Below are 25,079 nucleotides of genomic sequence, written 5' to 3'. Positions count from 1 at the left end.
TAGACTCACTTATCGCGCTTCTGGTTCAGCTTGGTTATGTGAAGCTATCGTCAAATTTGATTACCTTTTATTATTCAGATCACGCTATGTGATTCATCTACAATCATTTTAGCCGTTCAACGGTACACTTTGATGCAAATTATCGACAGAAGGAACTGTCTTATGCCTCTATATTTTGTTGCTATTATCATTGCCTTAGTAGTTATTGCTGCCTTGCTTTTTCGAGCCAGTTTTACCCGCCATGTACAAGGAGAAGGCGCACAACCAAAAACTGCAAACGTCACTATTATCGATAAACAAGCGGTCGATATCCCTGATGCCACCATTGAACAAGAAGACCGTGAATACTGGATATACGTTCAAAAGGGAATGCTTGGACCTAAACGAGAGTTTAAGGTAGGCATTCATTACTTCGAAGCTTTGCAACCAGGCAACAAAGGCGAACTGACTTATCAGGGTGATAAGTTCATGCACTTCTCTCTAAAGCGCAATCACCAAGCCTAAGGTAATAGCCAAGCTGTTTTAGTTGAACGAGACAACAGCCAACTTGCCGCAAGTGATAAACTACCACTGATTACTATCCATATAGGGATCATCCATACAGGATGTCCCTCATACCATGCAAACTCATTCATTGGCCACAAGAAAATCGGGTGCAATATATATATTCCAAGGCTATGTTGGCTTATAAAACTGACCACTTTGTCTGTTTTCTCAGACAGGTTTTCACCCACATAACGGCACACCATAAACACCATGCTTGCCGCTAAAACCGTATTAAGTGTTTTATAAGATAGCCAGCGCCCAAAGGCGTACTTGTTCGCCTCTAGGCTCATCTGAACAACCTGATATATAGTTGCGGAAAACGCAGCTAAACCCAACACCACAAATACAAATACACTACGTCGGTTAAGTGGCACCTTTTGATACAAGATATACCCAAGAGGAAGTAAGCCTGAATAAAGCCATAGCTGAGCGCTCCATAGCCCATCAATACGCAACAGGAATAATCCGGTGGTCAATAACCACAAGCCCGTCAGTGCATACAAGGCCCAATCGTCATATCGACGAACAAACAGTTGATATAGGGGAATGACAAAATAAAGGGGAATGAAATAGTAAAAGAAGCCTAAGTGGTAATAGGTCGCCTTATCTAAGCTATTGGTTAAAACTTGTGTGGCATGAGCCGCATCAAAGCCATGCAGACTCCAACCAGAAAAATAGGCATAAAAAAGCGACCACGCTACAAATGGTACCAGCACCTTACCTAATCTGCGGCGCATGTAGTAACCTAAGTCAAACTCTCGCTTGTCACTTAGCATTAAGGCCCCGGTAATAAGAATAAACACCGGAACCGCCCAGCGGCTTACACTATTAACGCTGATTGCGGTAAACCATTCATTAAATGGAATATCACCAAATTGATATCGATACGGGGCTAGAACATGGATTGCGATTACGGCAACGGCAGCAACACAACGCGCTAAATCAAAAAACTTAACCCGATTTCTCATTCGCCTTTACCCTACCCACACATAAAAATAATCAAGCATATCAATCAAATATCACAGCCCTTGGATATACATCATAGCAACAAAAAAACCAGGCATATGCAACCTAACTTGTATTTCTTTATTTATTTTCGATAGCATCCACTCGTTTTGGAAGCTTGATAGAAATAAGGGTCGCGATGAACAGAAAGATAACCGAAACCCACAAACAAGCTACAAACCCTGCAACCTGAAATACCCAACCAGACAGTATTGTCCCAACCAAACGCCCCATAGCATTGGCCATATAGTAAAAGCCCACATCCATAGATACGCCATCACCTTTGGCATAACTGACAATAAGGTAAGAGTGAAGGGAGGAGTTAACGGCAAAGATAGCGCCAAAGATAAGAAGGCCGACCACTATAACCATCTCTGGCTGCCAACCCACTTGTACCCCATAAGCGATAATCCCAGTCACTACCGTTAACAATGCGGCCCATAGTAGCGCCGCCTTTCCGTCAGGCACTTTTCCTTGGGCTTTACCAGTAACGCGTGGAGCAAATCCCTGCACAACGCCATAGGCTATAACCCAAAGCGCAAGGAAACCACCAACCATAGAGTGATCCCAACCAAAGACACTGCCAAGGTAGATGGGCAATGCAATCACAAACCATACATCTCTAGCGCCAAACAAAAACATCCGCGCCGCTGAAAGTACATTGATGCTCTCAGACTTTGAAAACAAATGCTTGAATTTAGGCTTACTCTTAGCTTTACCCATATCGCTTTCTAGCCAAACAAGACTGCCCACTAATACCAAGAAGAGCACTGTAGCCATAGCTAACACCGCGCCTTGGAAGCCCAGAGTTGATAGCAACACACCACCTAAGAAGAACCCCGCCCCCTTAAGCGCATTCTTTGAACCCGTCAGTATCGCAACCCACTTGTATAGCGCACCTTGTCTTTCATCAGAAACAAGGGTCTTGATTGCGCTCTTAGCGCTCATCTTGTTTAAGTCTTTAGCGATACCAGACAGAGCCTGAGCGGCCATCACCCACGCAATGGTTAGCCATGCCTGAGGAACAGCCAGCATCACCAAGGCAAAAATTTGCATCCCTAGCCCCACATTCATGGTGCGATTGAGGCCCAGCCTTGCCCCTAACCAGCCCCCCACAAGGTTGGTCACTACGCCAAAGAATTCATAGAATAAAAATAGAGATGCAATAGTTAAACTGCTGTATCCGAGATCGTAGAAATACAGCACTACCAGCATACGCAGTGCACCATCGGTCAGGGTAAAGTTCCAATAGTTAAATGTCACCAGCATATATTGGCGAACACTTTTATCTAGAGTCGATAACATAGAAATGATCCGAGTGAATCTTATAAGGGCTGAGCATGCCTTTAATTAAAATAAAAGGCATGCCTGTATTACTTGTATGGGTTAATGATTTTGAGCAAGCGCTTCAACGTAGTTAACCTGAACTGGTTTACTAAATGCTCCTGGGCGAAGCTCTTTTACTTCAACCACAACCTTGGGCAGTGACCAACCAAGCTCCAGTAAAAGGTTGGCCGCCAATAGGCCGGTACGACCTGAGCCTCCCATGCAGTGCATTGCAATCTTGCCACCATCTTCAACAATCTGATGTAACTCAGGGCTTGCCACACTCCATTGCTCCGCAAACTCAGCATCGGGAGCGCAATCATCCTCGATAGGAAGATGGAACCACTTAAGACCTAGCGCTTTGGTTTTTTCACCTAGTTCGGCAACGTTTTTGCTCGCCATTTCTTCATTATTGATTGCAGTCACAATTGCAACAACACCTTGCTCCTTCAGTTGAGCAAGAGATTCATCGAGACCGAGTTCTTTGGTGCCTGGGCATGGCGTCAATACCAAAGCAGCGTCGTGCTCGATAGAAAGTTCCCAAGTAGGATGTGTCATTAGTATTTCCTCAAAACAAGAGCACAGCTACGTGTACTCTATATGGTATTTATTTATCGGTTATTTATTACTTATCAGCTAAGCCAACGGTACGAACTAATTCCGCAGTACGTGTTGCGTAACCCATCTCATTGTCATACCAAGCGTAAATTTTCAGCATACGAGTTCCGACTAACATGGTAGATAGACCATCAACAATGGTTGAGCGTTGATCGCCCTTATAATCAATTGATACTAATGGGCGCTCTTCAAATCCGAGAATGCCTTTCAGTTCATTCTGTGATGCCTCTTTCAGTAGTGCGTTGACTTCTTCAACCGTGGTATCACGTTTCACATCGAAAATAATGTCAGTTAGCGAGGCGTTCGCCAGTGGAACACGTACCGCATGACCATTAATCTTGTCTTTCAAATCAGGGAAAATCTCGACAATTGCTGTTGCTGAACCCGTAGTTGTCGGAATCAAGCTCATACCGCATGCACGAGCACGACGCAGGTCTTTATGCGGTGCATCAAGGATGGTTTGAGTATTGGTTAGGTCGTGAATAGTGGTAAATGCCGCCTGTTCAATACCCAACTTCTCGTGAATAACCTTAACCACAGGAGCAATACAGTTGGTCGTACATGAGGCTGCAGTCACAATTTTATGAATCGCAGGGTCAAAGATTTCATCGTTTACACCAACAACGATGTTAGCAATGCCTTCTTCTTTGACTGGAGCTGAAACGACTACTCGTTTAACACCTTGGTCTAGGTATTTATTTAAGAATGACGTCTTACGATGCACACCTGTTGCTTCAATCACAACATCACAACCAGACCAATCAATGGCATCGATATCGCGCTGTTGGGTGGTCTTCACTGATTGACCATCGATGACCATATTGCTGCCATCTACTGACACTTCGTGGTGCCAGCGACCTTGTACTGAATCGAATTCCAATAAATGCGCCAGTGTCTTTGTATCACCCGCCACATCATTAATCTGAACAAACTCAACTTCAGGCCAGTCAAAAGAAGCCCGAAGCGCTAAACGTCCTATACGGCCAAAGCCATTAATACCAATTTTAATTGTCATCGTTGTTGCTCTCTAAATACATTAAAAGTAAGCGGGAATTAGTCGCAAGAAACCGACTCTATGAGTCGTTGGATATCTTGCTGATACTGCTGCTGTAAACAGTTGGAGCTTTTTAGCCCATCAATAATGGCTAACGCCCAACCTGGGAGATCCGGCGAGATGTGGTAGAACACCCACTGTCCCCGACGCTCATCAATCAAGATTCCCGACTGTCGCAATTGAGCTAAGTGGCGAGAAACCTTTGGTTGGCTCTCTTGCAAAGACTGAGTTAAATCACATACACATAACTCATCATTGCGAGCTAACATCAATAGACAACGCAGGCGAGTTTCATCGGATAAAAGCTTAAAAAACTGATGGGGTAGCATTAGGTAACCAAAATCAAATATATGGATATGCGAATATGATACATAAAAAAAGAGGCGGTGCAATAATATTAAATTAATGTCATAAAAACTTAATAAAGCAGTGCCATTAATGATGATTGGAGTGACTACATAAGCCAGCAATGCGCAACTCCATATTACTTCTTAATTTCAGCAGTGGTATTCTGTTTGTAACTTGAACAGGAATGAAATTCGATGTCTATCAACGCTGCGCACACTTGCACCCAAGAAGCCGATTTTGAGTATCAGATAACATACCCTATCGCTAAATTTTGGAATAACAGGGAGCAAGGCTTTGCTCTAGGAAAGGATAACAAAAAGATCCACTGGATAAGCCTTACTTCACCATTACACGATAAAGCTATCTTAATGGTGAATGGTCGAACCGAAAGCGTATGGCGCTATCAAGAGCTGTTCTTTGACCTATTTCGACAAGGATTTGATATATATTCCTTCGATCATCGAGGGCAAGGTGTATCAGAAAGATTGTTAGACGACCCCCATATGGGGCATGTAGAGAGCTTCGATGACTATATCCAAGATATGGATACCATAATCAATCAATTTGATTTTAACCGCTATAGTCGCCGCTTTATTCTGGCTCACTCTATGGGTGGGGCTGTCTCTACTCGCTATATTCAAACCCACAGCTCTCATCCATTTCATGCCATCGCCGTTTGTGCTCCCATGTATGACATCAAGATGCCAGCCCCTCTGCGCGCAATAGCGAAGCCCTTATGCAGCACCCTAGTACAGTGGCGCAACCAACCACATTATGCTGTTGGGCAATCGGGTTATCAGCGCACCCCATTTGAAGATAATTCACTAAGCCACTGCAAAGCACGCTTTGAATGGTCGGCAGACTTGTTCGATAGTATGGATGAGATTCAGATGGGTGGCCCAACATCAAGATGGGTCTACGAAGCAATCAAGGGCGCAGAGCAGTGTGTACGTCACGCCAAAGAGATTAATGTTCCGTTATTATTAATTCAACCAAGCCAAGACACGGTTGTCGATAACCGAGCTCAGAATCAATTTATTGCCCGCTTGAGTAAGTATCGTCAAGATGCAGTTTTACTGCCAATCGCCAATGCTAAGCATGAAATTCTGGTAGAAAGAGACCAGCAAAGAAATCAGGCTTTGGATGCAATACTTGGCTTCTTTGAACAATAAAAGAAAAGAGGAAAGCGAGGTTTACCCTCTTTTCTTTACCGTTACTGACGTAAAATAACTACCAGTTATGTAGTTCTGCATAACTTAATTCAGGCTCTATCGAGCCTTTTATGCTCCTAAAATAAGAGAAAAGGTATGACCCACAACGCCAATGTATTTGAAGATATTTCAATTGTCGCATCAGACTTAGATGGAACACTGTTATCCCCCAACCACCAGCTATCTGAATTTACCAAGCAAACATTGAAGCAATTACATCAGCAGGGTTATACCTTTATCTTTGCCACAGGACGTAATCACGTAGATGTATCTTATATTCGAGAAACCGCAGGTATTCCCGCATATATGATCACCTCCAACGGAGCCCGAGTACACGACCAGCATGACAATCTTATGTACAGCAAGAATGTTGACGCTTCGCTCGTACAAGGCATTGTTGACACCATTCGCCAAGACCCAGAAATCATGATTCATATCTATGAGAATGAGCAATGGTGGGTAAATAAAGCCGATGAAAAAATCCTATCTTTTAGTAAGCAATCTGGCTTTAAATTTAAGGTTTTTTCCCAAGACAATGCTCCAAAACAGAACATAGCTAAACTGTTTTTTACCCATGAAAGTCATGAGCACTTAGCTAACTTTGAAGATCAGTTAAATCAGCAGTTTGGCGATCAGCTCAATATTGCCTTTTCCACACCATGGTGCTTAGAAGTCATGGCTGGCTCAGTATCCAAGGGGCACGCTCTTGAAGTGGTAGCCAACAGCCTAGGTAAAGAGCTTGCGAACTGCATCGCATTTGGTGATGGGATGAATGATGCAGAAATGCTCGCTGCGGCTAAGATTGGTAATATCATGCAAACTGCGCACCCCAAAGTAAAAGCCGCACTGCCAAACAACCCAGTGATCGGAAGTAACGAAGATGATGCAGTGGCTCACTATCTCAAGCAACACCTGTTAAACTAGCCTTTCTAGATTTATAAATTTGGCAGGTTGATTATGAAAATGCGTTATTGGGTAGCTCTTATCCCAAGCTTATTTATGTTGGGTTGTAGTCAGACTCCTACCCCACCTGCCAAAGCAGTCTCTAACCAGACTCAAGCAGTTACAATTGATAACTCAGGCCCTGCTCGCATCCTACTTAAGGGACAACTCGTGCTTGGACATGAGGTTCGAACCATCCAGCCCTGTGGTAGCCAGAACAGCTTTTGGGTCGATGTTGAACCTCAATTGCAGCAGTCTATTTCAGGTTTAACTAATCAGCCTTATCAACCGGTTTATGCGGAAGTGTTTGGCTACTTCAAGCCGACTGAGGTTGGGTTTTCTGAGCAATACTCAGCTCAATTTATCGTTACCGAATTAAATATGGTGAGCGCAGAAAATCAACAACGCTGCGATCTCCCAGCAAAGCCTGACCGTGCTTTTGGCAATGAGCCATCTTGGAGCGCTACTTACAATGAAAAGTCACTGACACTATCTTCAATACAAGCACAGCCTCAGCAATTTGCCATTACGAGTCTGGAGCAAGATTTAACTCAGTCCCGTATCAAATTTAAAGATGGCCAATTAAACATAGATAAGAAGCTATGTAGCGACACTATGAGCGATTCAATCTACGGCGCTACGGCATCACTTACTATTTCAGGAAAAAACTGGAAAGGCTGTAGCACCCAAAACAACCACACTAAATCTCAGGTTGTAGGTTCTTACTCGCAAACTCAAGAAGGTGGCACCACCACCACTCTAACCCTAAACCAAGACCATACATCCGAAACTCGCTACAGCTACGCTGATGGCAGTGCCGATATTGTCGAACACGGTTTCTGGCAGGTTCTACACAATGGTTTGCTTCAGGCTACCAATGTGAGTTATCAAGGCCAGAGGTTAATTGCGACGCGTGAATTTACTAAAGATGGGCAACAGTTATCTACCAAAACTGAAACCATCAATGGCATAGATTACCCCTTGATTGGCAATGGCTTAACCCTTAATAAAAAATAGGTATTAGAATATGAGCTGCCAACAATGTGGGTTTGCGCACAACTGTGTTTGTGAGCAATTGCCTCAAGTTAACATCGGTTTTGAGTTAGTCATTCTCTATCATCCAAATGAGCTGCAAAGGGCAACCAATACTGGAAAACTATTAACTAAAAGCCTTGTTGGAGCGACTCATTACCAATGGAGTCGTACCGAACCCCCAGCAGAGCTGCTGACGCGAATAGCTGAGCACGATAATGTTAAACTGCTATTTCCCAGCAACACGAGTGCCCCTTTAACTCACGATGAGCCAAACAAGGTACTCTACATAATATTGGATGCAACCTGGCAAGAAGCTAAGAAAATGTGGCGGCAAAGTCCATGGTTGCAGCAGCTAAGTCAGGTGCATATTGAGAGTAATAGGCTTTCACAATACACCCTTAGGCGAAATCAAGAACAAGGAAACCTATGCACCTTTGAAGTAGGGTCAGCTTTAGTCGCCACCCATGAAGGGACGCATAGCACCCAAAAACTAGAGCGCTTTTTTGAACACTACTTAAAGGTATTTCAGGCAGATCGATGCGGTCACAAACTAAATTAGGTCGAGTAGTTCTGGGATGCTATTTATCTCGATATCCGGTAATAGCGATAGTTTCGAGGCAGTGATCAAGGTTCGAGGCTTATCGTTAAACCATGCAGCTTGTAGACCAGCTCGCTTAGCTCCAGCAACATCACTAATTAGGTGATCTCCCACATGCAATACCTGCTGAGGTTGCAATTCAAGAGCGGTACACGCCTTATCAAACATATCAGAGAAAGGCTTGGCTCTTCCCGATTCCCCCGCCTTTAAAACATGTTGAAAATACCCATCAATACCAATCTGTTGCAGGTCAACATTTCCATTGGTAATCGCAACTAAAGGCATTGCGTTGCTAAGCTGCTGCAGTGTGTGCAATGAGCTATGGGGAACCGTCACCTGATTTCGTAATACATAGACCTGTTGCATGGTATCGGTTATCGCTTGAGAGGTAGCATCACAATCCAAACCGATCGCCTTGAAGGCGAGAAACAATTGCCCTGTTCGCGCTTTGGTAACATCGTGCCTTAATTCAGGTTGCTTGTTAATGGCTTGCTGTTTAAACCCAAACCAATCTTCACCACTAAAGCGTGCAAGGTTAGGGTAACGTGATTCCAACCAGTTTTTGAGCTGATGCTCAAGCGCTCGAATTACAGGATGATTATCATAGAGAGTATCATCTAGGTCGAATGTCATCGCACTAACTGGCTTTAATCCTCGGTAGAATCGCACTTATTCTTCTCGCTTCTTCTTGGCTCTAGGGTGGGCTTTGTCATACACCTGAGCTAGATGTTGAAAATCCAAATGAGTATAGATCTGAGTAGTTGAAAGGCTTTCATGGCCCAGCATCTCTTGCACCGCGCGTAAATTCCCACTGGATTCTAGGATATGTGTTGCAAAAGAGTGCCTCAATTTATGTGGTGTCACATGACTAGACACGCCTTGCTTTATTCCCCATTCCGCCATCCGTTTTTGTACATTACGGTGCGATATTCGCTTGCCCAGTTTCGAGATAAATAACGCAGGATCATGTTGCTTTAAAAGTTGCGGCCTAGCTTGACACCAGCGCTCTACCCACTCTTTTGCCTGTCCGCTAAAAGGAACGATTCGCTCTTTGTTTCCCTTACCAATAACGCGGATCTCACCACGTCCTCCTGAGATGTTATCAACATCTAGTTGAACTATCTCAGATAAGCGCATTCCAGTACCGTACATCAACTCCATCATCGCACGATCACGAATCGCCAGAGGGTCACTCATGTCTATCTCTAGTAACTGGTTGGTTTGATCTACATCGAGGTTTTTAGGCAATCGCTTATGGCTACGTGGTGAACTAACCCCTTTCGCTGGGTTTGCTTTCATTACACCTTTTAGCACTAAAAAATCAAAAAAGCTGCGTAAACAAGAAAGGCGTGTCGCTAAGCTATTTGGCTTTAGACCTTGCCGAGCTCCCTTAGCGGCAATTTGACGCACCCAAGCTGTATCAACCAGGTGCCATTCAACAATCCCTAAACTGGAAAGCTGCTCAGCAATAATAGTTAACTGCCTTTGGTAGTTAGATTGGGTATGATTGCTCAACCCACGCTCATGCGTGAGGTGAACAATAAATGCGTCAATGCGGCATTGTAAAGACTCAGCTACTGGATTCGGCATGCAGGGCTTGAACCTTTAGCCAAGGTAATCGGCTAAGTTGATGGGCCATAACTGTAGCAAGATGGCTTAAATAAAGAGTATCTTGGCTTGGTTCAAAATGACCGCCATCATCACTATAGAAACACAAGAAGCCTTCTACACCTGAATGATCGAAAGGAACAACTACCAAAGAACCCAGCTCAAATTCAGCCGCTTTTTCTCCTAGAATTAGTTCTCTATCGCTGCGCTTCAAGCGCCCTAGATACACACCGCGATCAACTAAATATTGCTTTTGAAATAGTTGCCATTGTTGATGGCCAATATTCACCGCAGAGTGAGCATGATCTTGAAGCCCTAAGGTCGCATGCAAACCCAATCGTTTTGCACAAGCCTCAAGAGCGCAATACACTTGCTCTCCACAATCCGCGGCTAACATACGCTTTTCAGCCTCCATAAAGCATCTAAGCGTATGATCATTGTGTTCAAGCAACTTTATAAGTTTTTCTTGTTCTGATTCTACAGCTTTAAGCTGCTCCCTTTGGCGCTGAAGCTTCAATTCAACCAAAGAGATAACACCCTTCTCATGATGAGAGAGGCTCAAGCTATCAAGAAGTGCCTCTCTACCGATAAAAAAATCTGGGTTATTTACTAAAAACTCTTCAACTAACAGAGCATTAAACTCAGACTCTGATATTTTTTGTTCCACTGTATGCAAATTAATTTCCTAGCAACTTATTTGACCATCAAACACATGAGTGGCAGAGCCAGTCATGTATAACGGTTTTCCTTCCCCTTGCCAGTCAATCCTTAACTGTCCACCAGGCAAAGATACTTCAACGGACGAATCAAGTAAGCCTTGTTGAATACCAATAGCAACCGCAGCACATGCTCCAGTACCACACGCTTGAGTCTCCCCAACCCCACGCTCATAAACACGAAGAGCAATGCTATCTCTGCTCTTTATTTGCATGAAGCCCGCGTTAACACGCTCAGGAAAGCGTTCGTGATTTTCTAGTAAAGGGCCTACTTGTTCAACATTTGCGGTTGCAACATCATCAACAGTGGTTACTACATGAGGGTTACCCATGCTTACTGACCCGCAAAACAGGGTGTGCTCGCCTGCTCTGAGGATATACGTCTTCTCCGCTTGCTTGGCCTTAAAAGGGATCTTGCTTGGCTCAAATTCGGGGATACCCATATTTACCACAACCTGATCGTCACCCTCTAGCTGTAGAAGGATCTTACCTTTCTTAGTACTCACTCGGATGCTGTACTTATTGGTTAACCCTTTCATCGTCACAAAACGAGCAAAGCAACGCGCACCGTTGCCGCATTGTTCCACTTCGGAGCCATCAGCATTAAAAATGCGATAGTGGAAGTCAGTTTCTGGATCATAGGGAGCTTCGACAACTAATAACTGGTCGAAGCCTACTCCGGTATGGCGATCCGCCAAACGACGTATAAGGTCAGGGGAAAAAAAGATGTTTTGGGTAATGCAGTCAACCACCATAAAGTCGTTGCCCAATCCGTGCATCTTGGAAAAATGAAAGTGCATTCTGTTTACTTACTCCGGGAGAAGGCTCTCTAACTGCCACAAACTCTCTAGGCTCTCACGCTGGCGAACTAGATGGATTTTGTCACCATCAACCATAACTTCCGCCACTCTAGGACGAGAGTTATAGTTTGAGGACATGGTAAAACCATATGCACCAGCACTGCGAACCACCAATAGGTCATTCTGTTGCAAGACTAAACTGCGATCTTTACCAAGGAAATCCCCTGTTTCACATATTGGTCCTACTATATCGTAAGTTTTCGCCTCACCATCACGAGGTTTAACCGGCACGATATCTTGCCATGCCTGATACAAAGCAGGACGCATTAAGTCATTCATGGCGGCATCAATAATTGCAAAGTTCTTGTCTGGCGTATGCTTTAAAAACTCAACCTTAGTCAACAGTACACCGGCGTTAGCGGCAATAGCACGACCAGGTTCGAAGATAAGCTCAAGCTCTGGGTGATTGTGCAGGCGAGCCAATAGTGCTTTAGCATAGTCCGACGGGCCAGGAGGCAGTTCATCTCGGTATACCACACCTAAACCACCACCAACATCAAGGTGCTTAATATCGATACCTTCAGCTTTCAAACCATCAATCAGGGTTAATAGGCGATCTACAGCATCAATAAAGGGTTCCATCTCCGTTAGCTGAGAGCCTATATGGCAATCAATACCTACCACATTGAGGTGCGGTAAGCCTTTCGCTATCTGGTAAACGCGTGATGCTTGGTCAAATGCAATCCCGAATTTATTGTCACGAAGCCCTGTTGAAATATAAGGGTGCGTTTTCGCATCAACATCAGGGTTAATACGAAGTGAGATTGGTGCCTTAACACCCATTTGAGCTGCAACCTGATTAATGCGGTCAAGCTCTGGCTCTGACTCAACATTAAAGCACTTAATCTTTAATTCTAATGCACGCTGAATCTCGGGTTCCGTCTTGCCAACACCGGAGAAGACCACTTTTTCTGGGTCACCACCCGCGACGATCACACGCTCCAATTCACCGCGAGATACAATATCAAAACCGGAACCTAAGCGTGCTAGCGCATTCAATACACCAATATTTGAGTTAGCCTTAACCGCGTAACATACCAAATGAGGGAATTCACCTACAGCTTGGTCAAATGCATTCCAATGACGCTCGAGCGTAGCTCGAGAATAAATGTATGTTGGGGTTCCGAATTGTTGTGCGATTTGAGTCAGAGTGACATCTTCTGCCCACAACAACCCATCGTCCTTAAAATTGAAATAATCCAAAAGTTAATCCTTACTACTGACTATTGCGCCGGTTGCTCTTGAGGTGATTGAGGCGTTGCGTCCTTTGGCATGTACAAAGGCCCAGTTTGGCCACAGCCTGCTAGAACTAATGCAGAACCAAGGCATAATAGCGTTATAATTTTTTTCATAGCACTTGAGTGATATTTTTAAGTATCCCTCTATAATCGCACCAACGTAAAGAAAAGCAATAGGAACAGCACATGAAGGATAGTGAGTTTCATCAATTAGCGGATGAACAATTGAACATCATCGAAGAAGCCATCGAAGAATCTGGTGCTGATATCGATTTTGAGATAACCGGAAATGTCATGACTCTCGAGTTTGAAGACCGCAGTCAAATTATTATCAACAAGCAAGAACCAATGCGAGAAATCTGGTTAGCGTCTAAATCTGGCGGCTACCATTTTTCATTACAAGATGAAAAATGGTTATGCTCTAAGACGGGAAAAGAACTGTTTGAGTTGGTAAAACAAGAGTGCGATAAGCAATCCGACGAAGAAATCGACTGGGCTTAAGCTGCACCAATTATGGCAGATGGGGTTGAATGCAGTTCGCTATCGCTACGATATGGAACGATAAAGCTTTCCTGCCCCTTCTGATGAATAATCTGATAGTACTGCGGCAGATTAAAGTTAGCTTTCTCGTCTGACTCTTTATTCTGACCATTGGTATAGAAGTTGTTCACCTCAGCTATCACATGATTTTTATCATTGTTATACCTGTGGTATGCCTCAACATTATTATCATCATCTAATACATAGATGTTGAACCCATCGGTTGTATCTTCGAAAAAGAACTGAATCAGTCCTTCACTGGCAAAGCCGTTCACCACATCTGGTAATGAAAATTTTGCTTCTTTATCAAGCTTATCCAGCGGTGAACCAGTCAGCTTGTTGGTGGAAATGCTTTGATAAAAATCAACCGAGTTTTCTAATTGTTGTACTGATACACCGCGGCGCTCAAAGAACAAACCATACATTTTCTCGCCAACACCAATCGCTTTAAATCGGCGGCGTTTTTCATTCTCGACAGGCTTCAAACGCATTTCAATACATTCAGCCAGTAGCTGATAAAGAGAATTACGCATCAAACCTCGGAAGTTCTTGCTGTAGCAGAACACGTCAACAGACTCTGGCGGCATAGCATCTTGGTGCATCTTGCCTAAAATGGTGGTGAGTGCGTTTAATACGCTAGTTTCACCCCTAAAATGTAAGGTTCGCACTTCATGCCACGAGTTTCTGTATACGAGGTCGATACTTCCGATCATGCATTTGTTGTCCTTACCACAAGAGAAAAGGTTGATGTTGCGGCTTTCTTTCTTGGTCTGCCTGGCACTAAGCGTCTCTGTTGGGTCTTCTTCTAAGTTAATAAACATCGCCAGTTGATTAACTTCACATGGGCTAGCCAGTGCTTCCATCGTCGGACGACGCTTACGCAAAGAAAATGTATTTCTAAGATCGCCGACCATCTGATACAGCTTATCTATATCAGTATTAGCGCTACGAACAACGGAGTGAAGATGAGTCGATTCGGTAATAACACCATTGAAAAACGCCCAAGCAACCAGTTTACTTAGTGATGTATGATGCTCAATCGGGGCTTGGCCTATAATCCGCTCTGCAATTAATGGCTGCTTGTACATGTACCAACCAGCAGGGTTGGCCCCACCGTCTTCTACCTGAATAAAACTCAGGTCGGGTTCATGTAAATCTTGGGCAATCTGTTGATTTAATAACGTTACTTTGCCCGGTAAAACCTCAAACGCAGCATAAAGCTTGCGAGCCAATATAGAGATATCTTGTGGGCTGATAACTGAGGTTATGTCATTACGGCGAGCAAACTGAATAAGATTGCGATAGCTCACCATTAAAGCGTCAAGTAGGCTGTGATGTACTACTTTAACACGCTCAACCTTCCAACTGCGGCGCGTATCAAGCTCTTCGATATGGTCTTGATTCCACCCCCACTCAGATACCATGTTTTCCATCGCCTCACGGCGCCAAGCCACAGATCCCACACTTGATTGTTGAGATAGCTTTTCACGGGTCTTCAAATAGAAACAACGACGCACTAAATCAAGGCGCTTTTGATCGCCAATGCGCTCTAAGTAACGAGTCACCTTTTCCAGCATAATACAATAAGCATCCATACCATACAGATCAGGAGTGCCAGCAAAGAAGCGACGCTTAGTATCAATGCTCAATAGCTGTGTATTAGGGTATTCCCAAGAATAAGCCTCAAGCAATATAGCTTTTAGAACGGACTTGTAAGGGGAATCAATACTCTTAAATAACTGCCATAAGCTAGAACCAAAATACTCTTCCGCAGGGATGGCATTGAGCTGACCAAAATCCAACCACTGCTCAATGTCTATTGCACCGCTATCAGATAGCTGAGCTATATAGTCGTCGTAACACGCTTCCATCTCTGGGGGAACTAGGTTCCACAACAAACGTTGCCCCGCCATGCGCATTGCTGAGCGATAAAACTCATCAAGCAATAACATGTGTTGAGAGGAGCCGCAGTTATCGCCAGTCATTGTCTCTGATAGTGCTTGTTTAAAGCGCTGGTCATCCATCAAGAAGAAGTTGGCTTCAACACCTTGCTGTAGAGCCCAATCTGTGATTTTTGAGCACTTATTTGCTAATTCACTGCGCTTGTCAGCCGGCATTTGAGGTGAGATACACACCCAAATATCAAGATCACTGGTTAGGCTTTGTCCAATTGAAGAGGTGCTGCCCATGGTATATAGGGCTAGGATATCGCGTTGTTCAGGGCTAGGTATATGATCACTACAAGACCTTGCAAGATCGGTAATCCAGTCTTGTTGATTAGGGTCTAATTCGAAATCAAAAATACCATGTGCAACATCATCACAAACATAACCAGGTACAGCGGGATGATTGTAATGAAGTAGAACGGGGATAGAAGAGAATACCTGCTTACCTCGTACATCCATCATTTCTAAAGATCGCTGTTTACGCTGCTCATTGAGCGCGTCGAGTCTAGCGATTAATTTGGAAATATATGCGAGCAAGTAAATCTCCTACCTAGAGGGTCATAATATTTGTGACTTTTTTTTAATCAAAAAGCCCTCAAAACGTGAGCAATCTAACACTTTCTAAGTATAAGGTAAAGATATTCAGATTTTCATACGCCTAACTTAGGCATGTCTAGATTAACCTAAAACATATATAGCATCACACTATTATGCTGCATCTAGGCTTTGAGCCGTGACTACCCTCACACATCAAAACAAAACTAATTCGTTTAATAATTTACTTCTCTAGCAAGTTAGCTTCTTCACTAATCTTTTGCCTGTCTCAGTGGTAGAATCAATGCAAATATATATCAAAACGCAGCGACCTATGCCTAACAAATCCTTAAGAATTGCTACTCGCAAGAGCCCGCTGGCTCTATGGCAAGCACATTATGTAAAATCTCGTCTTGAAGCATCTCATCCTGGCTTACAAGTCGAACTCGTTACCATGGTAACTAAAGGGGATATTATCTTAGACACCCCTCTGGCCAAAGTTGGTGGTAAAGGGTTATTTGTGAAAGAGCTTGAAGTCGCAATGCTAGAAAATAGAGCCGATATTGCAGTCCATTCCATGAAGGATGTGCCAGTGGACTTCCCTGATGGTTTGGGTCTTGCTGTAATCTGTGAGCGAGAAGACCCGCGTGATGCATTTGTGTCTAATCATTACGCCAGTATAGATGAACTCCCACAAGGCGCTATTGTGGGTACATGTAGCCTGCGACGTCAATGTCAGATCAGTGCTGCGCGACCTGACATCCAAATTAGAGAGCTACGAGGAAATGTCGGTACTCGCTTACAAAAATTAGATGATGGTAACTACGATGCTATAATTTTGGCGGCTGCAGGACTAAAGCGCTTACAGCTAGAACAACGCATCAAATCCTTCATTGAGCCTGAATACTCTTTACCAGCAGTAGGACAAGGAGCTGTGGGTATTGAATGTAGAACAGATGATCAGCGCATTCTTGATCTCATCGCACCACTAAATCATCAAGATACAGCCGATAGAGTCTATGCCGAGCGCGCCATGAATCTAGCACTTGAAGGTGGATGCCAAGTCCCAATTGGTAGCTACTGTGTCATAACCCAAGACAACCAACTGTTTCTGCGCGGATTAGTGGGTAAACCAGATGGTACTCAAATTATTAAAGCAGAGATTCGTGGTGAACGTAGCCAAGCGGTAGCTCTAGGTAATGAATTAGCGACAGAGCTGCTCGATGCGGGAGCGAAGGAAATACTTACTGAAGTTTATCAGCAGGCATAATAGATGAAGGTACTTATCGTAAGGCCAGAGCCCGATGCACATCAGCTCAACAACGAATTAAGTACCGTAGGGATAGCAAGCTTAAGCTATCCCTGTGTCTCCTTTTCGCCAATAACGCCCTCATTAGAAGACCTTTCTTTCTTGCATAACTCTGACTACATCATCGCGGTCAGTAAACCAGCAATACTATTCGCTGATACCCTGTTAACGGTCCCTTGGCCTAACACTCGTTATTTCACTATAGGAGCAGGCAGCTCCAAACAACTAACCGATTGCACAAAGCAGATCGTTATTAGTCCAAATACTGAAACTAGCGAAGGACTTATAGAGTTATTATCAGCCGAAACACTGCAAAACAAAGCCATTACTATATTGCGAGGAAACTCCGGTCGAGAATACCTTAAGCAACAATTAGAGAAGCAAGGCGCAGATGTTCGTTACTTAGAGGTATACCAACGCACTTGGCAGCCACTCTCTTCATACCAAGAAATATTAAATTGGCGCCTATTTGGTATCGACACCATGGTAGTAACTAGCTATGAGCAATTAAAATTCTTTGCACAACAAATACCTAGTAGAGATAAAAATTGGTTACACTCTTTACATCTCTTCGTTCCAAGCTTAAGGGTTGCTCAGCTCGCAACCCAAATGGGATTTAACACGGTGCGAAGTCTCAAGGGTGCCTCTAATCAATTAATCCTTGAGGCCTTACAGAGCGAAATCGATAGGAAATAAAATGACCGACGAAAAGAAACTCGAGAGTAACAACAACGACACTCAAGCCGATGTAGCTGCCACTCAAAAAAAACAGGCTCAGCCATCAAAAGAGACTGATAAAAAAGAATCGACCAAACCAGCTAAACGTATTGCAGTTGTAGCTCTGGTGATCTCTATAATCACCGCCGGTGGTGGCGTATTCTATATTCAACAACAGAACCAACTGTTAAAGCAGCAGATAACTCAGCTCAACTCTCAGTTAGGGTCAACACAGCAACGCCTTACACAACAGCTAGATTCAAACCAAAAAAACACCGAGCAACTCGCTAAAGATGCTATCAACAAGGCTCAAGTCGCTATCAGCCAACAACAGAAAAGCATTGAAAGCCTTCAACTAGCCATAGCCGATGTAAAAGGACGTCGACCAAATGACTGGTTGCTCGCTGAAGCAGACTATTTAGTTAAACTAGCCGGTCGAAAGCTATTCCTTGAGCATGATGTCGTTACAGCCACCAAGCTAATGGAAAGTGCTGACCAAAGAATTGCGACCTTAAATGATCCAAGCCTAGTGCCTCTGCGCAAAGTAATGGCCAAAGATATCACCACTCTAAGAAGCTTACCTCTGCTAGATAAAGATGGTTTAGTACTAAGAATCATCAGCTTACAAAATCAAGTAGACTCACTGCCTTTAGCCAATGCGATTCTACCTAAGGCAGAGAAAATTGAGAAAAAAGAGGTTTCAACCAACCTTCAAGACTGGCAAAGCAACCTAAAAACATCATTACAGAACTTTGCTGATAACTTCATCACATTTAGGGTTCGCGATGGAAGTGCCGTACCTCTGCTATCACCAGAGCAGCACTTCTACTTAAAAGAGAATATCAAAGCCAAGCTAGAAACTGCGATTAAGGCAACCTATTCAGAGCAAGAAGAGATTTATCAACTGGCACTGGTGACTGCTGAGAAATGGAGTCAAACCTACCTCAATCAAAATGATAGTGCGGTAAAACAATTCAATGCGTCGCTAGAAAAGCTATCTAAGGTTCAAGTAAACCTACAGTATCCAACTAAATTTGCCACCAATCAGGTTCTATCTGACATCATTCGTGAGCGTTTACGCCGAGAGGTGACCACCATTATTACGGAGGACAAATAATGGTACGCATCATATTTGTGTTTGTTGTTCTTGGTCTTGGGCTCTTCGCTGGAACCCTATTTGCAGGCCAGCAAGGGTATGTTCTTATCTCTATAGCTGACTACACCATTGAGATGAGTGTCACTACCCTAGTGATATTTGTTGTCGCAGCCTTGGTTGGTCTATTTCTTCTAGAGATGGTCATCAAAAGGTCAGTAAGGATCACAAACGCAACTTGGAACTGGTTTAGCATTCGTAAACAAAGACGTGCTCGCAGGTTTACTAATGAAGGCATCGTTAAGCTCATTGAAGGAGATTGGCAAACTGCAGAGAAGAAAGTAACCCGCTGGTCTAAGTCCCATGACATGCCTTTACTATGCTATTTGGTTGCCGCAGAAGCGGCACACGAGCAAGGAAAAACCCAAAAAAGAGACCACTATTTTGAACTTGCAGCAGAGCAACAAGACTCAGAGTTAGCCATAGGCCTTACTAAAGGCAAACAACATATGACTGACGGTAATTTTGCATCTGCGTTCGATATATTATCGAGCCTTACACATAGTCACCCTAACAACCCAAGATTACTCACCTTATTAAAAACATGTTATATCCAATTGGGTTGTTGGCAGCCTTTATTAGATTTACTGCCTAACTTGAAGCGTGTAAAAGGGGTCGAGAAAGATGAATATCATAAGCTGCTTGTTATGGGCCATAGTGGAAGAATAGCCGAACTGGCAACCCAACAAGGCATTGATGGCAGCATACGCTACTGGGATAAGTTACCAAAAAGCTTAAAGGGCGAAAGCCAGATTATCGTCGCTTTTGTCTCTGAGTTAATTAATCGAGGGGCAGATGCAACCGCAATTACGGTCCTTAAAGAGGCAACCCAAAGAAATCCAATAGCCGAGTTACTGAACATTTATCCAACCCTTAACATTACCGACTGGCACCCTGTGATTAGCCATTTAAAATCGCTACAAAAGCGTTACTCAGATAACGGTGACCTAGATAGTGTTATTGGCCAAATTCTAATGACAGAAGGCAAATGGAGCGAAGCACAGGGTTACTTTGAATCAGCGTTAAAGATACGTCCCGATGCACATGATTACGGGCAACTTGCCAACGCACTCCACAAACAAGATTACACCAACGCCGCTAATGAGGTATCACAAAAGGCACTGTTGTTACTGAGTAAGTAAATTTAGTCAATTAGTCGATGTTTGCTAAAGCCGCTACTTGTTAGCGGCTTTTTTGTATCGGTGTATCGGTGTATCGGTGTATCGGTGTATCGGTGTATCGGTGTATCGGTGTATCGGTGTATCGGTCAGTATGTGGGTCATGCCTGACGTGTCAACATCTAGTTCATAACTATAAGCCAAACTGAAGGCTGACTCCGTCGCCCCGGTAGTGTTTTAAGCCGGGGTCTGTCCTAGCATTAAGCTAGGCTTGTTGCTGTGGAAGAAGCCTTTAATAATCTCAATGGTAGAGAGATTCGAACTCCCAAACGCGCGCTGTTTTGGTATTAGGTGAATCCGCTGCTCTGTCGCCTTTCTCTATATTACACGCATTATTACACGCATTAAAAAAGGCTCCAGCATTTCTGCTAGAGCCTTTAATAATGGCAGGGGTGGAGAGATTCGAACTCCCAACACGCGTTGTCTTGGTATTAGGTGAATCCGCTGCTCTGTCGCCTTTCTCTATATTACACGCATTATTACGCGCATTAAAAAAGGCTCCAGCATTTCTGCTAGAGCCTTTAATAATGGCAGGGGTGGAGAGATTCGAACTCCCAGCACGCGCTGTTTTGGTATTAGGTGAATCCGCTGCTCTGTCGCCTTTCTCTATATTACACGCATTATTACGCGCATTAAAAAAGGCTCCAGCATTTCTGCTAGAGCCTTCGATAATGGCAGGGGTGGAGAGATTCGAACTCCCAACACGCGTTGTCTTGGTATTAGGTGAATCCGCTGCTCTGTCGCCTTTCTCTATATTACACACATTATTACACGCATTAAAAAAGGCTCCAGCATTTCTGCTAGAGCCTTTAATAATGGCAGGGGTGGAGAGATTCGAACTCCCAACGCGCGCTGTTTTGGTATTAGGTGAATCCGCTGCTCTGTCGCCTTTCTCTATATTACACGCATTATTACACGCATTAAAAAAGGCTCCAGCATTTCTGCTAGAGCCTTTAATAATGGCAGGGGTGGAGAGATTCGAACTCCCAACACGCGGATTTGGAATCCGCTGCTCTGCCAATTGGAGCTACACCCCTAAAACTGTGATTGAAGTCGATAATTTATCAGGCTTCAGATTCAGAAAAACCTCGCTTTGCGAGGTTATCTAAATAAGTGGCGGAGTGGACGGGACTCGAACCCGCGACCCCCGGCGTGACAGGCCGGTATTCTAACCAACTGAACTACCACTCCGCAGTGGTATCTTTTACTAAATAAAGTCTTAGCGTTGGTCGCTTTATTTAGTTTTGTTTCCAGATTATTCAATCTAAAAACGCAATTAAAGCCTGGCGATGTCCTACTCTCACATGGGGAAACCCCACACTACCATCGGCGCTACTGTGTTTCACTTCTGAGTTCGGCATGGAATCAGGTGGGTCCACAACGCTATGGTCGCCAAGCAAATTTCTTATTTGTCTTCAGCTTTTTCAAAAAAAGCTAAAAGCAAAAATTAATAATTCGGAAAGCTATATTTAAAAGTTTTTATCACACATTCAAAGTTCTACTTTGAGTCCACAAAACCCCTTGGGTGTTGTATGGTTAAGCCTCACGGGCAATTAGTACAGGTTAGCTCAATGCCTCGCAGCACTTACACACCCTGCCTATCAACGTTCTAGTCTCGAACAACCCTTCAGGACACTTAAAGTGCCAGGGAAGACTCATCTCAGGGCTCGCTTCCCGCTTAGATGCTTTCAGCGGTTATCGATTCCGAACTTAGCTACCGGGCAATGCCATTGGCATGACAACCCGAACACCAGAGGTTCGTCCACCTTGGCCCCTCTCGTACTAGGAGCAGCCCCCTTCAATCTTCCAACGCCCACGGCAGATAGGGACCGAACTGTCTCACGACGTTCTAAACCCAGCTCGCGTACCACTTTAAATGGCGAACAGCCATACCCTTGGGACCGACTTCAGCCCCAGGATGTGATGAGCCGACATCGAGGTGCCAAACACCGCCGTCGATATGAACTCTTGGGCGGTATCAGCCTGTTATCCCCGGAGTACCTTTTATCCGTTGAGCGATGGCCCTTCCATTCAGAACCACCGGATCACTATGACCTGCTTTCGCACCTGCTCGAATTGTCATTCTCGCAGTCAAGCGGGCTTATGCCATTGCACTAACCACACGATGTCCAACCGTGTTTAGCCCACCTTCGTGCTCCTCCGTTACTCTTTGGGAGGAGACCGCCCCAGTCAAACTACCCACCAGGCACTGTCCTCACCCCCGATAAGGGGGCTAAGTTAGAACATCAACACTACAAGGGTGGTATTTCAAGGACGGCTCCAACGATACTAGCGTACCGTCTTCAAAGCCTCCCACCTATCCTACACATGTAGGGTCAATGTTCAGTGCCAAGCTGTAGTAAAGGTTCACGGGGTCTTTCCGTCTAGCCGCGGGTACACTGCATCTTCACAGCGATTTCAATTTCACTGAGTCTCGGGTGGAGACAGCGTGGCCATCATTACGCCATTCGTGCAGGTCGGAACTTACCCGACAAGGAATTTCGCTACCTTAGGACCGTTATAGTTACGGCCGCCGTTTACCGGGGCTTCGATCAAGAGCTTCGACCGAAGTCTAACCCCATCAATTAACCTTCCGGCACCGGGCAGGCGTCACACCGTATACGTCATCTTACGATTTTGCACAGTGCTGTGTTTTTAATAAACAGTTGCAGCCACCTGGTATCTGCGACTCCTAGTAGCTCCATCCGCAAGGGACTTCACCGCCAAGAGCGTACCTTCTCCCGAAGTTACGGTACCATTTTGCCTAGTTCCTTCACCCGAGTTCTCTCAAGCGCCTTGGTATTCTCTACCCGACCACCTGTGTCGGTTTGGGGTACGATTTCTTATAATCTGAAGCTTAGAGGCTTTTCCTGGAAGCATGGCATCAATGACTTCACTGCACGTAGCAGCTCGACATCGTATCTCAGCGTTAAGAAAGTCCGGATTTACCTAAACCTTCCGCCTACATACTTGAACCTGGACAACCATCGCCAGGCCACCTAGCCTTCTCCGTCCCCCCCATCGCAATTATAAGAAGTACGGGAATATTAACCCGTTTCCCATCGACTACGCCTTTCGGCCTCGCCTTAGGGGTCGACTTACCCTGCCCCGATTAACGTTGGACAGGAACCCTTGGTCTTCCGGCGAGGGGGTTTTTCACCCCCTTTATCGTTACTCATGTCAGCATTCGCACTTCTGATACGTCCAGCAGCCCTTACAGACCACCTTCAACCGCTTACAGAACGCTCCCCTACCCCGCATACAAAAGTATGCAGCCGCAGCTTCGGTGTATAGCTTAGCCCCGTTACATCTTCCGCGCAGGCCGACTCGACCAGTGAGCTATTACGCTTTCTTTAAATGATGGCTGCTTCTAAGCCAACATCCTGGCTGTCTGAGCCTTCCCACATCGTTTCCCACTTAGCTATACTTTGGGACCTTAGCTGGCGGTCTGGGTTGTTTCCCTCTCCACGACGGACGTTAGCACCCGCCGTGTGTCTCCCGGATAGTACTCAATGGTATTCGGAGTTTGCAAAGGGTTGGTAAGTCGGGATGACCCCCTAGCCTTAACAGTGCTCTACCCCCATTGGTATTCGTCCGAGGCGCTACCTAAATAGCTTTCGGGGAGAACCAGCTATCTCCAGGTTTGATTGGCCTTTCACCCCTAGCCACAAGTCATCCGCTAATTTTTCAACATTAGTCGGTTCGATTCCTCCAGTTGATGTTACTCAACCTTCAACCTGCCCATGGCTAGATCACCTGGTTTCGGGTCTAATTCTAGCAACTCGACGCCCAGTTAAGACTCGGTTTCCCTACGGCTCCCCTATACGGTTAACCTTGCTACTAAAATTAAGTCGCTGACCCATTATACAAAAGGTACGCAGTCACGCTTCGAGGCGCTCCTACTGCTTGTACGTACACGGTTTCAGGTTCTATTTCACTCCCCTCACAGGGGTTCTTTTTTTCGCCTTTCCCTCACGGTACTGGTTCACTATCGGTCAGTCAGTAGTATTTAGCCTTGGAGGATGATTTTCCCCCCCATGTTCAAACAGGATATCACGTGTGTCCCGCCTTACTCGTTTTCACTTAAAATGCGTTGTCGGTTACGGGGCTATCACCCTATATTGCGAGACTTTCCAGACTCTTCACCTGACGCATTAAAAGCTTAAGGGCTAATCCAATTTCGCTCGCCGCTACTTTCGGAATCTCGGTTGATTTCTCTTCCTTCGGGTACTTAGATGTTTCAGTTCCCCGAGTTTGCCTCATTAACCTATGTATTCAGTTAATGATACGTGCTTATGCACGTGGGTTTCCCCATTCAGAAATCCCAGACTCAAATGGTTATTACTACCTAATCTGGGCTTATCGCAAGTTATTACGTCTTTCATCGCCTCTGACTGCCAAGGCATCCACCGTGTACGCTTAGTCACTTAACCATACAACCCCAAAGGGTCTTGCTTAACGCAATGCGTTTGCTACAACGCAGTATGACGTTTCCAAGGTGCGTTATCTCTTTATTATGAGCGAGATAACATTCGATTTTGCCGGACTCAAATTTGAATGCACTCTGGCAAGAATGCATTCCCAAGAACACTTGAAT

The 25,079-nt window shown here is 44.7% G+C and carries 23 protein-coding genes, 2 tRNA genes and 2 rRNA genes; 10 read left to right on the top strand and 17 right to left on the bottom strand.

Features of this window, described 5'->3' with window-relative positions:
- The first annotated feature begins 162 nt into the window (after positions 1–162).
- Positions 163–504 (top strand): DUF2500 domain-containing protein, encoded by a 342-nt coding sequence (locus tag OCU28_RS00240; RefSeq protein WP_261816388.1) that lies wholly within the window; start codon positions 163–165, stop codon positions 502–504.
- On the opposite strand, the gene OCU28_RS00235 is transcribed toward OCU28_RS00240, so the two are convergent.
- The 5 genes from OCU28_RS00235 to OCU28_RS00215 form a co-directional block, all read right to left on the bottom strand.
- On the bottom strand, positions 501–1,514 hold the full coding sequence (locus OCU28_RS00235) for an acyltransferase (RefSeq protein WP_261816387.1): 1,014 nt from the start codon (positions 1,512–1,514) through the stop codon (positions 501–503). The genes OCU28_RS00240 and OCU28_RS00235 overlap by 4 nt on opposite strands.
- A gap of 118 nt (positions 1,515–1,632) precedes the next feature.
- Complete coding sequence (arsJ, locus tag OCU28_RS00230) at positions 1,633–2,856, bottom strand: organoarsenical effux MFS transporter ArsJ (protein ID WP_261816386.1); 1,224 nt, start codon at positions 2,854–2,856, stop codon at positions 1,633–1,635.
- A gap of 81 nt (positions 2,857–2,937) precedes the next feature.
- Positions 2,938–3,435 carry a phosphatase domain-containing putative toxin gene (locus OCU28_RS00225; RefSeq protein ID WP_261816385.1) on the bottom strand — a complete coding sequence of 166 codons (498 nt, stop codon included), beginning with the start codon at positions 3,433–3,435 and terminating at the stop codon, positions 2,938–2,940.
- A gap of 67 nt (positions 3,436–3,502) precedes the next feature.
- The gene (locus OCU28_RS00220) at positions 3,503–4,510 is read right to left on the bottom strand and encodes an ArsJ-associated glyceraldehyde-3-phosphate dehydrogenase (protein ID WP_261816384.1); all 1,008 of its coding nucleotides are present in this window, start codon (positions 4,508–4,510) and stop codon (positions 3,503–3,505) included.
- Between the two features lie 38 nt (positions 4,511–4,548).
- A complete protein-coding gene (locus OCU28_RS00215) occupies positions 4,549–4,878 on the bottom strand; it encodes a metalloregulator ArsR/SmtB family transcription factor (RefSeq protein ID WP_261816383.1) in 330 nt (109 codons plus the stop codon).
- A gap of 213 nt (positions 4,879–5,091) precedes the next feature.
- On the opposite strand from OCU28_RS00215, the gene OCU28_RS00210 reads away from it, so the two are divergent.
- The 4 genes from OCU28_RS00210 to OCU28_RS00195 all read left to right on the top strand — a co-directional run bounded on the left by OCU28_RS00210 (position 5,092) and on the right by OCU28_RS00195 (position 8,644).
- Positions 5,092–6,069, top strand: a complete 978-nt coding sequence (locus tag OCU28_RS00210) for an alpha/beta fold hydrolase (protein ID WP_261816382.1) — start codon at positions 5,092–5,094, stop codon at positions 6,067–6,069.
- A 135-nt stretch (positions 6,070–6,204) separates the two neighbouring features.
- On the top strand, positions 6,205–7,032 hold the full coding sequence (locus tag OCU28_RS00205; protein WP_261816381.1) for a Cof-type HAD-IIB family hydrolase: 828 nt from the start codon (positions 6,205–6,207) through the stop codon (positions 7,030–7,032).
- Positions 7,033–7,065: 33 nt separating this feature from the next.
- Positions 7,066–8,067 carry a hypothetical protein gene (locus OCU28_RS00200; RefSeq protein WP_261816380.1) on the top strand — a complete coding sequence of 334 codons (1,002 nt, stop codon included), beginning with the start codon at positions 7,066–7,068 and terminating at the stop codon, positions 8,065–8,067.
- A 10-nt stretch (positions 8,068–8,077) separates the two neighbouring features.
- Positions 8,078–8,644: a tRNA-uridine aminocarboxypropyltransferase gene (locus OCU28_RS00195; RefSeq protein WP_261816379.1), complete on the top strand. Its 567-nt coding sequence runs from the start codon at positions 8,078–8,080 to the stop codon at positions 8,642–8,644.
- Here the strand turns inward: OCU28_RS00195 and yigB are convergent.
- From yigB to lptM, 6 genes are read right to left on the bottom strand one after another with little or no spacing between them, the layout of a single operon-like run.
- Entirely contained in the window at positions 8,636–9,352 is a 717-nt protein-coding gene (gene yigB, locus OCU28_RS00190) for a 5-amino-6-(5-phospho-D-ribitylamino)uracil phosphatase YigB (protein ID WP_261816378.1), read from the bottom strand. The genes OCU28_RS00195 and yigB overlap by 9 nt on opposite strands.
- Positions 9,353–10,273, bottom strand: coding sequence for a tyrosine recombinase XerC (xerC, locus tag OCU28_RS00185; protein WP_261816377.1), 921 nt, complete (start codon positions 10,271–10,273; stop codon positions 9,353–9,355).
- A complete protein-coding gene (locus tag OCU28_RS00180) occupies positions 10,254–10,958 on the bottom strand; it encodes a DUF484 family protein (RefSeq protein ID WP_261817395.1) in 705 nt (234 codons plus the stop codon). Before OCU28_RS00180 ends, xerC begins: the two co-directional genes overlap by 20 nt.
- Before the next feature lie 18 nt (positions 10,959–10,976).
- Positions 10,977–11,807 carry a diaminopimelate epimerase gene (dapF, locus tag OCU28_RS00175; RefSeq protein WP_261816376.1) on the bottom strand — a complete coding sequence of 277 codons (831 nt, stop codon included), beginning with the start codon at positions 11,805–11,807 and terminating at the stop codon, positions 10,977–10,979.
- Positions 11,808–11,816: 9 nt separating this feature from the next.
- Positions 11,817–13,070, bottom strand: a complete 1,254-nt coding sequence (gene lysA / locus OCU28_RS00170) for a diaminopimelate decarboxylase (protein WP_261816375.1) — start codon at positions 13,068–13,070, stop codon at positions 11,817–11,819.
- 20 nt (positions 13,071–13,090) lie between these two features.
- Positions 13,091–13,219, bottom strand: coding sequence for an LPS translocon maturation chaperone LptM (gene lptM / locus OCU28_RS00165; protein WP_261816374.1), 129 nt, complete (start codon positions 13,217–13,219; stop codon positions 13,091–13,093).
- Positions 13,220–13,291: 72 nt separating this feature from the next.
- On the opposite strand from lptM, the gene cyaY reads away from it, so the two are divergent.
- On the top strand, positions 13,292–13,606 hold the full coding sequence (gene cyaY, locus OCU28_RS00160; protein ID WP_261816373.1) for an iron donor protein CyaY: 315 nt from the start codon (positions 13,292–13,294) through the stop codon (positions 13,604–13,606).
- On the opposite strand, the gene OCU28_RS00155 is transcribed toward cyaY, so the two are convergent.
- Entirely contained in the window at positions 13,603–16,128 is a 2,526-nt protein-coding gene (locus tag OCU28_RS00155) for a class I adenylate cyclase (RefSeq protein WP_261816372.1), read from the bottom strand. The genes cyaY and OCU28_RS00155 overlap by 4 nt on opposite strands.
- A 331-nt stretch (positions 16,129–16,459) precedes the next feature.
- Between OCU28_RS00155 and hemC the strand changes: the two genes are divergently transcribed.
- Genes hemC through OCU28_RS00135 form a run of 4 tightly spaced genes read left to right on the top strand, consistent with a single transcriptional unit; the run spans position 16,460 to position 20,446 of the window.
- Positions 16,460–17,395: a hydroxymethylbilane synthase gene (gene hemC / locus OCU28_RS00150; protein WP_261816371.1), complete on the top strand. Its 936-nt coding sequence runs from the start codon at positions 16,460–16,462 to the stop codon at positions 17,393–17,395.
- 3 nt (positions 17,396–17,398) lie between these two features.
- Entirely contained in the window at positions 17,399–18,130 is a 732-nt protein-coding gene (locus tag OCU28_RS00145; protein ID WP_261816370.1) for a uroporphyrinogen-III synthase, read from the top strand.
- Between the two features lies 1 nt (position 18,131).
- Entirely contained in the window at positions 18,132–19,268 is a 1,137-nt protein-coding gene (locus OCU28_RS00140; RefSeq protein ID WP_261816369.1) for a uroporphyrinogen-III C-methyltransferase, read from the top strand.
- On the top strand, positions 19,268–20,446 hold the full coding sequence (locus OCU28_RS00135) for a heme biosynthesis protein HemY (protein ID WP_261816368.1): 1,179 nt from the start codon (positions 19,268–19,270) through the stop codon (positions 20,444–20,446). The genes OCU28_RS00140 and OCU28_RS00135 overlap by 1 nt, the downstream gene beginning before the upstream one ends.
- A 277-nt stretch (positions 20,447–20,723) precedes the next feature.
- Here OCU28_RS00135 and OCU28_RS00130 read toward each other — a convergent pair whose 3' ends face one another.
- The 5 genes from OCU28_RS00130 to OCU28_RS00110 all read right to left on the bottom strand — a co-directional run bounded on the left by OCU28_RS00130 (position 20,724) and on the right by OCU28_RS00110 (position 24,915).
- Positions 20,724–21,245, bottom strand: a complete 522-nt coding sequence (locus tag OCU28_RS00130) for a hypothetical protein (RefSeq protein WP_261816367.1) — start codon at positions 21,243–21,245, stop codon at positions 20,724–20,726.
- 197 nt (positions 21,246–21,442) lie between these two features.
- A tRNA-Trp gene (locus tag OCU28_RS00125) sits at positions 21,443–21,519 on the bottom strand.
- Positions 21,520–21,596: 77 nt separating this feature from the next.
- A tRNA-Asp gene (locus OCU28_RS00120) sits at positions 21,597–21,673 on the bottom strand.
- A 90-nt stretch (positions 21,674–21,763) separates the two neighbouring features.
- Positions 21,764–21,879, bottom strand: a 5S ribosomal RNA gene (gene rrf, locus OCU28_RS00115).
- 135 nt (positions 21,880–22,014) lie between these two features.
- A 23S ribosomal RNA gene (locus tag OCU28_RS00110) occupies positions 22,015–24,915 on the bottom strand.
- Between the last annotated feature and the right edge of the window lie 164 nt (positions 24,916–25,079).

Origin of the sequence: Vibrio gallicus, from assembly GCF_024346875.1 — a bacterium.
Classification (GTDB): Bacteria; Pseudomonadota; Gammaproteobacteria; order Enterobacterales; family Vibrionaceae; genus Vibrio; species Vibrio gallicus.
Note: the sequence above shows the minus strand (reverse complement) of the source record. Positions and strands in the feature narration are given on the sequence as shown.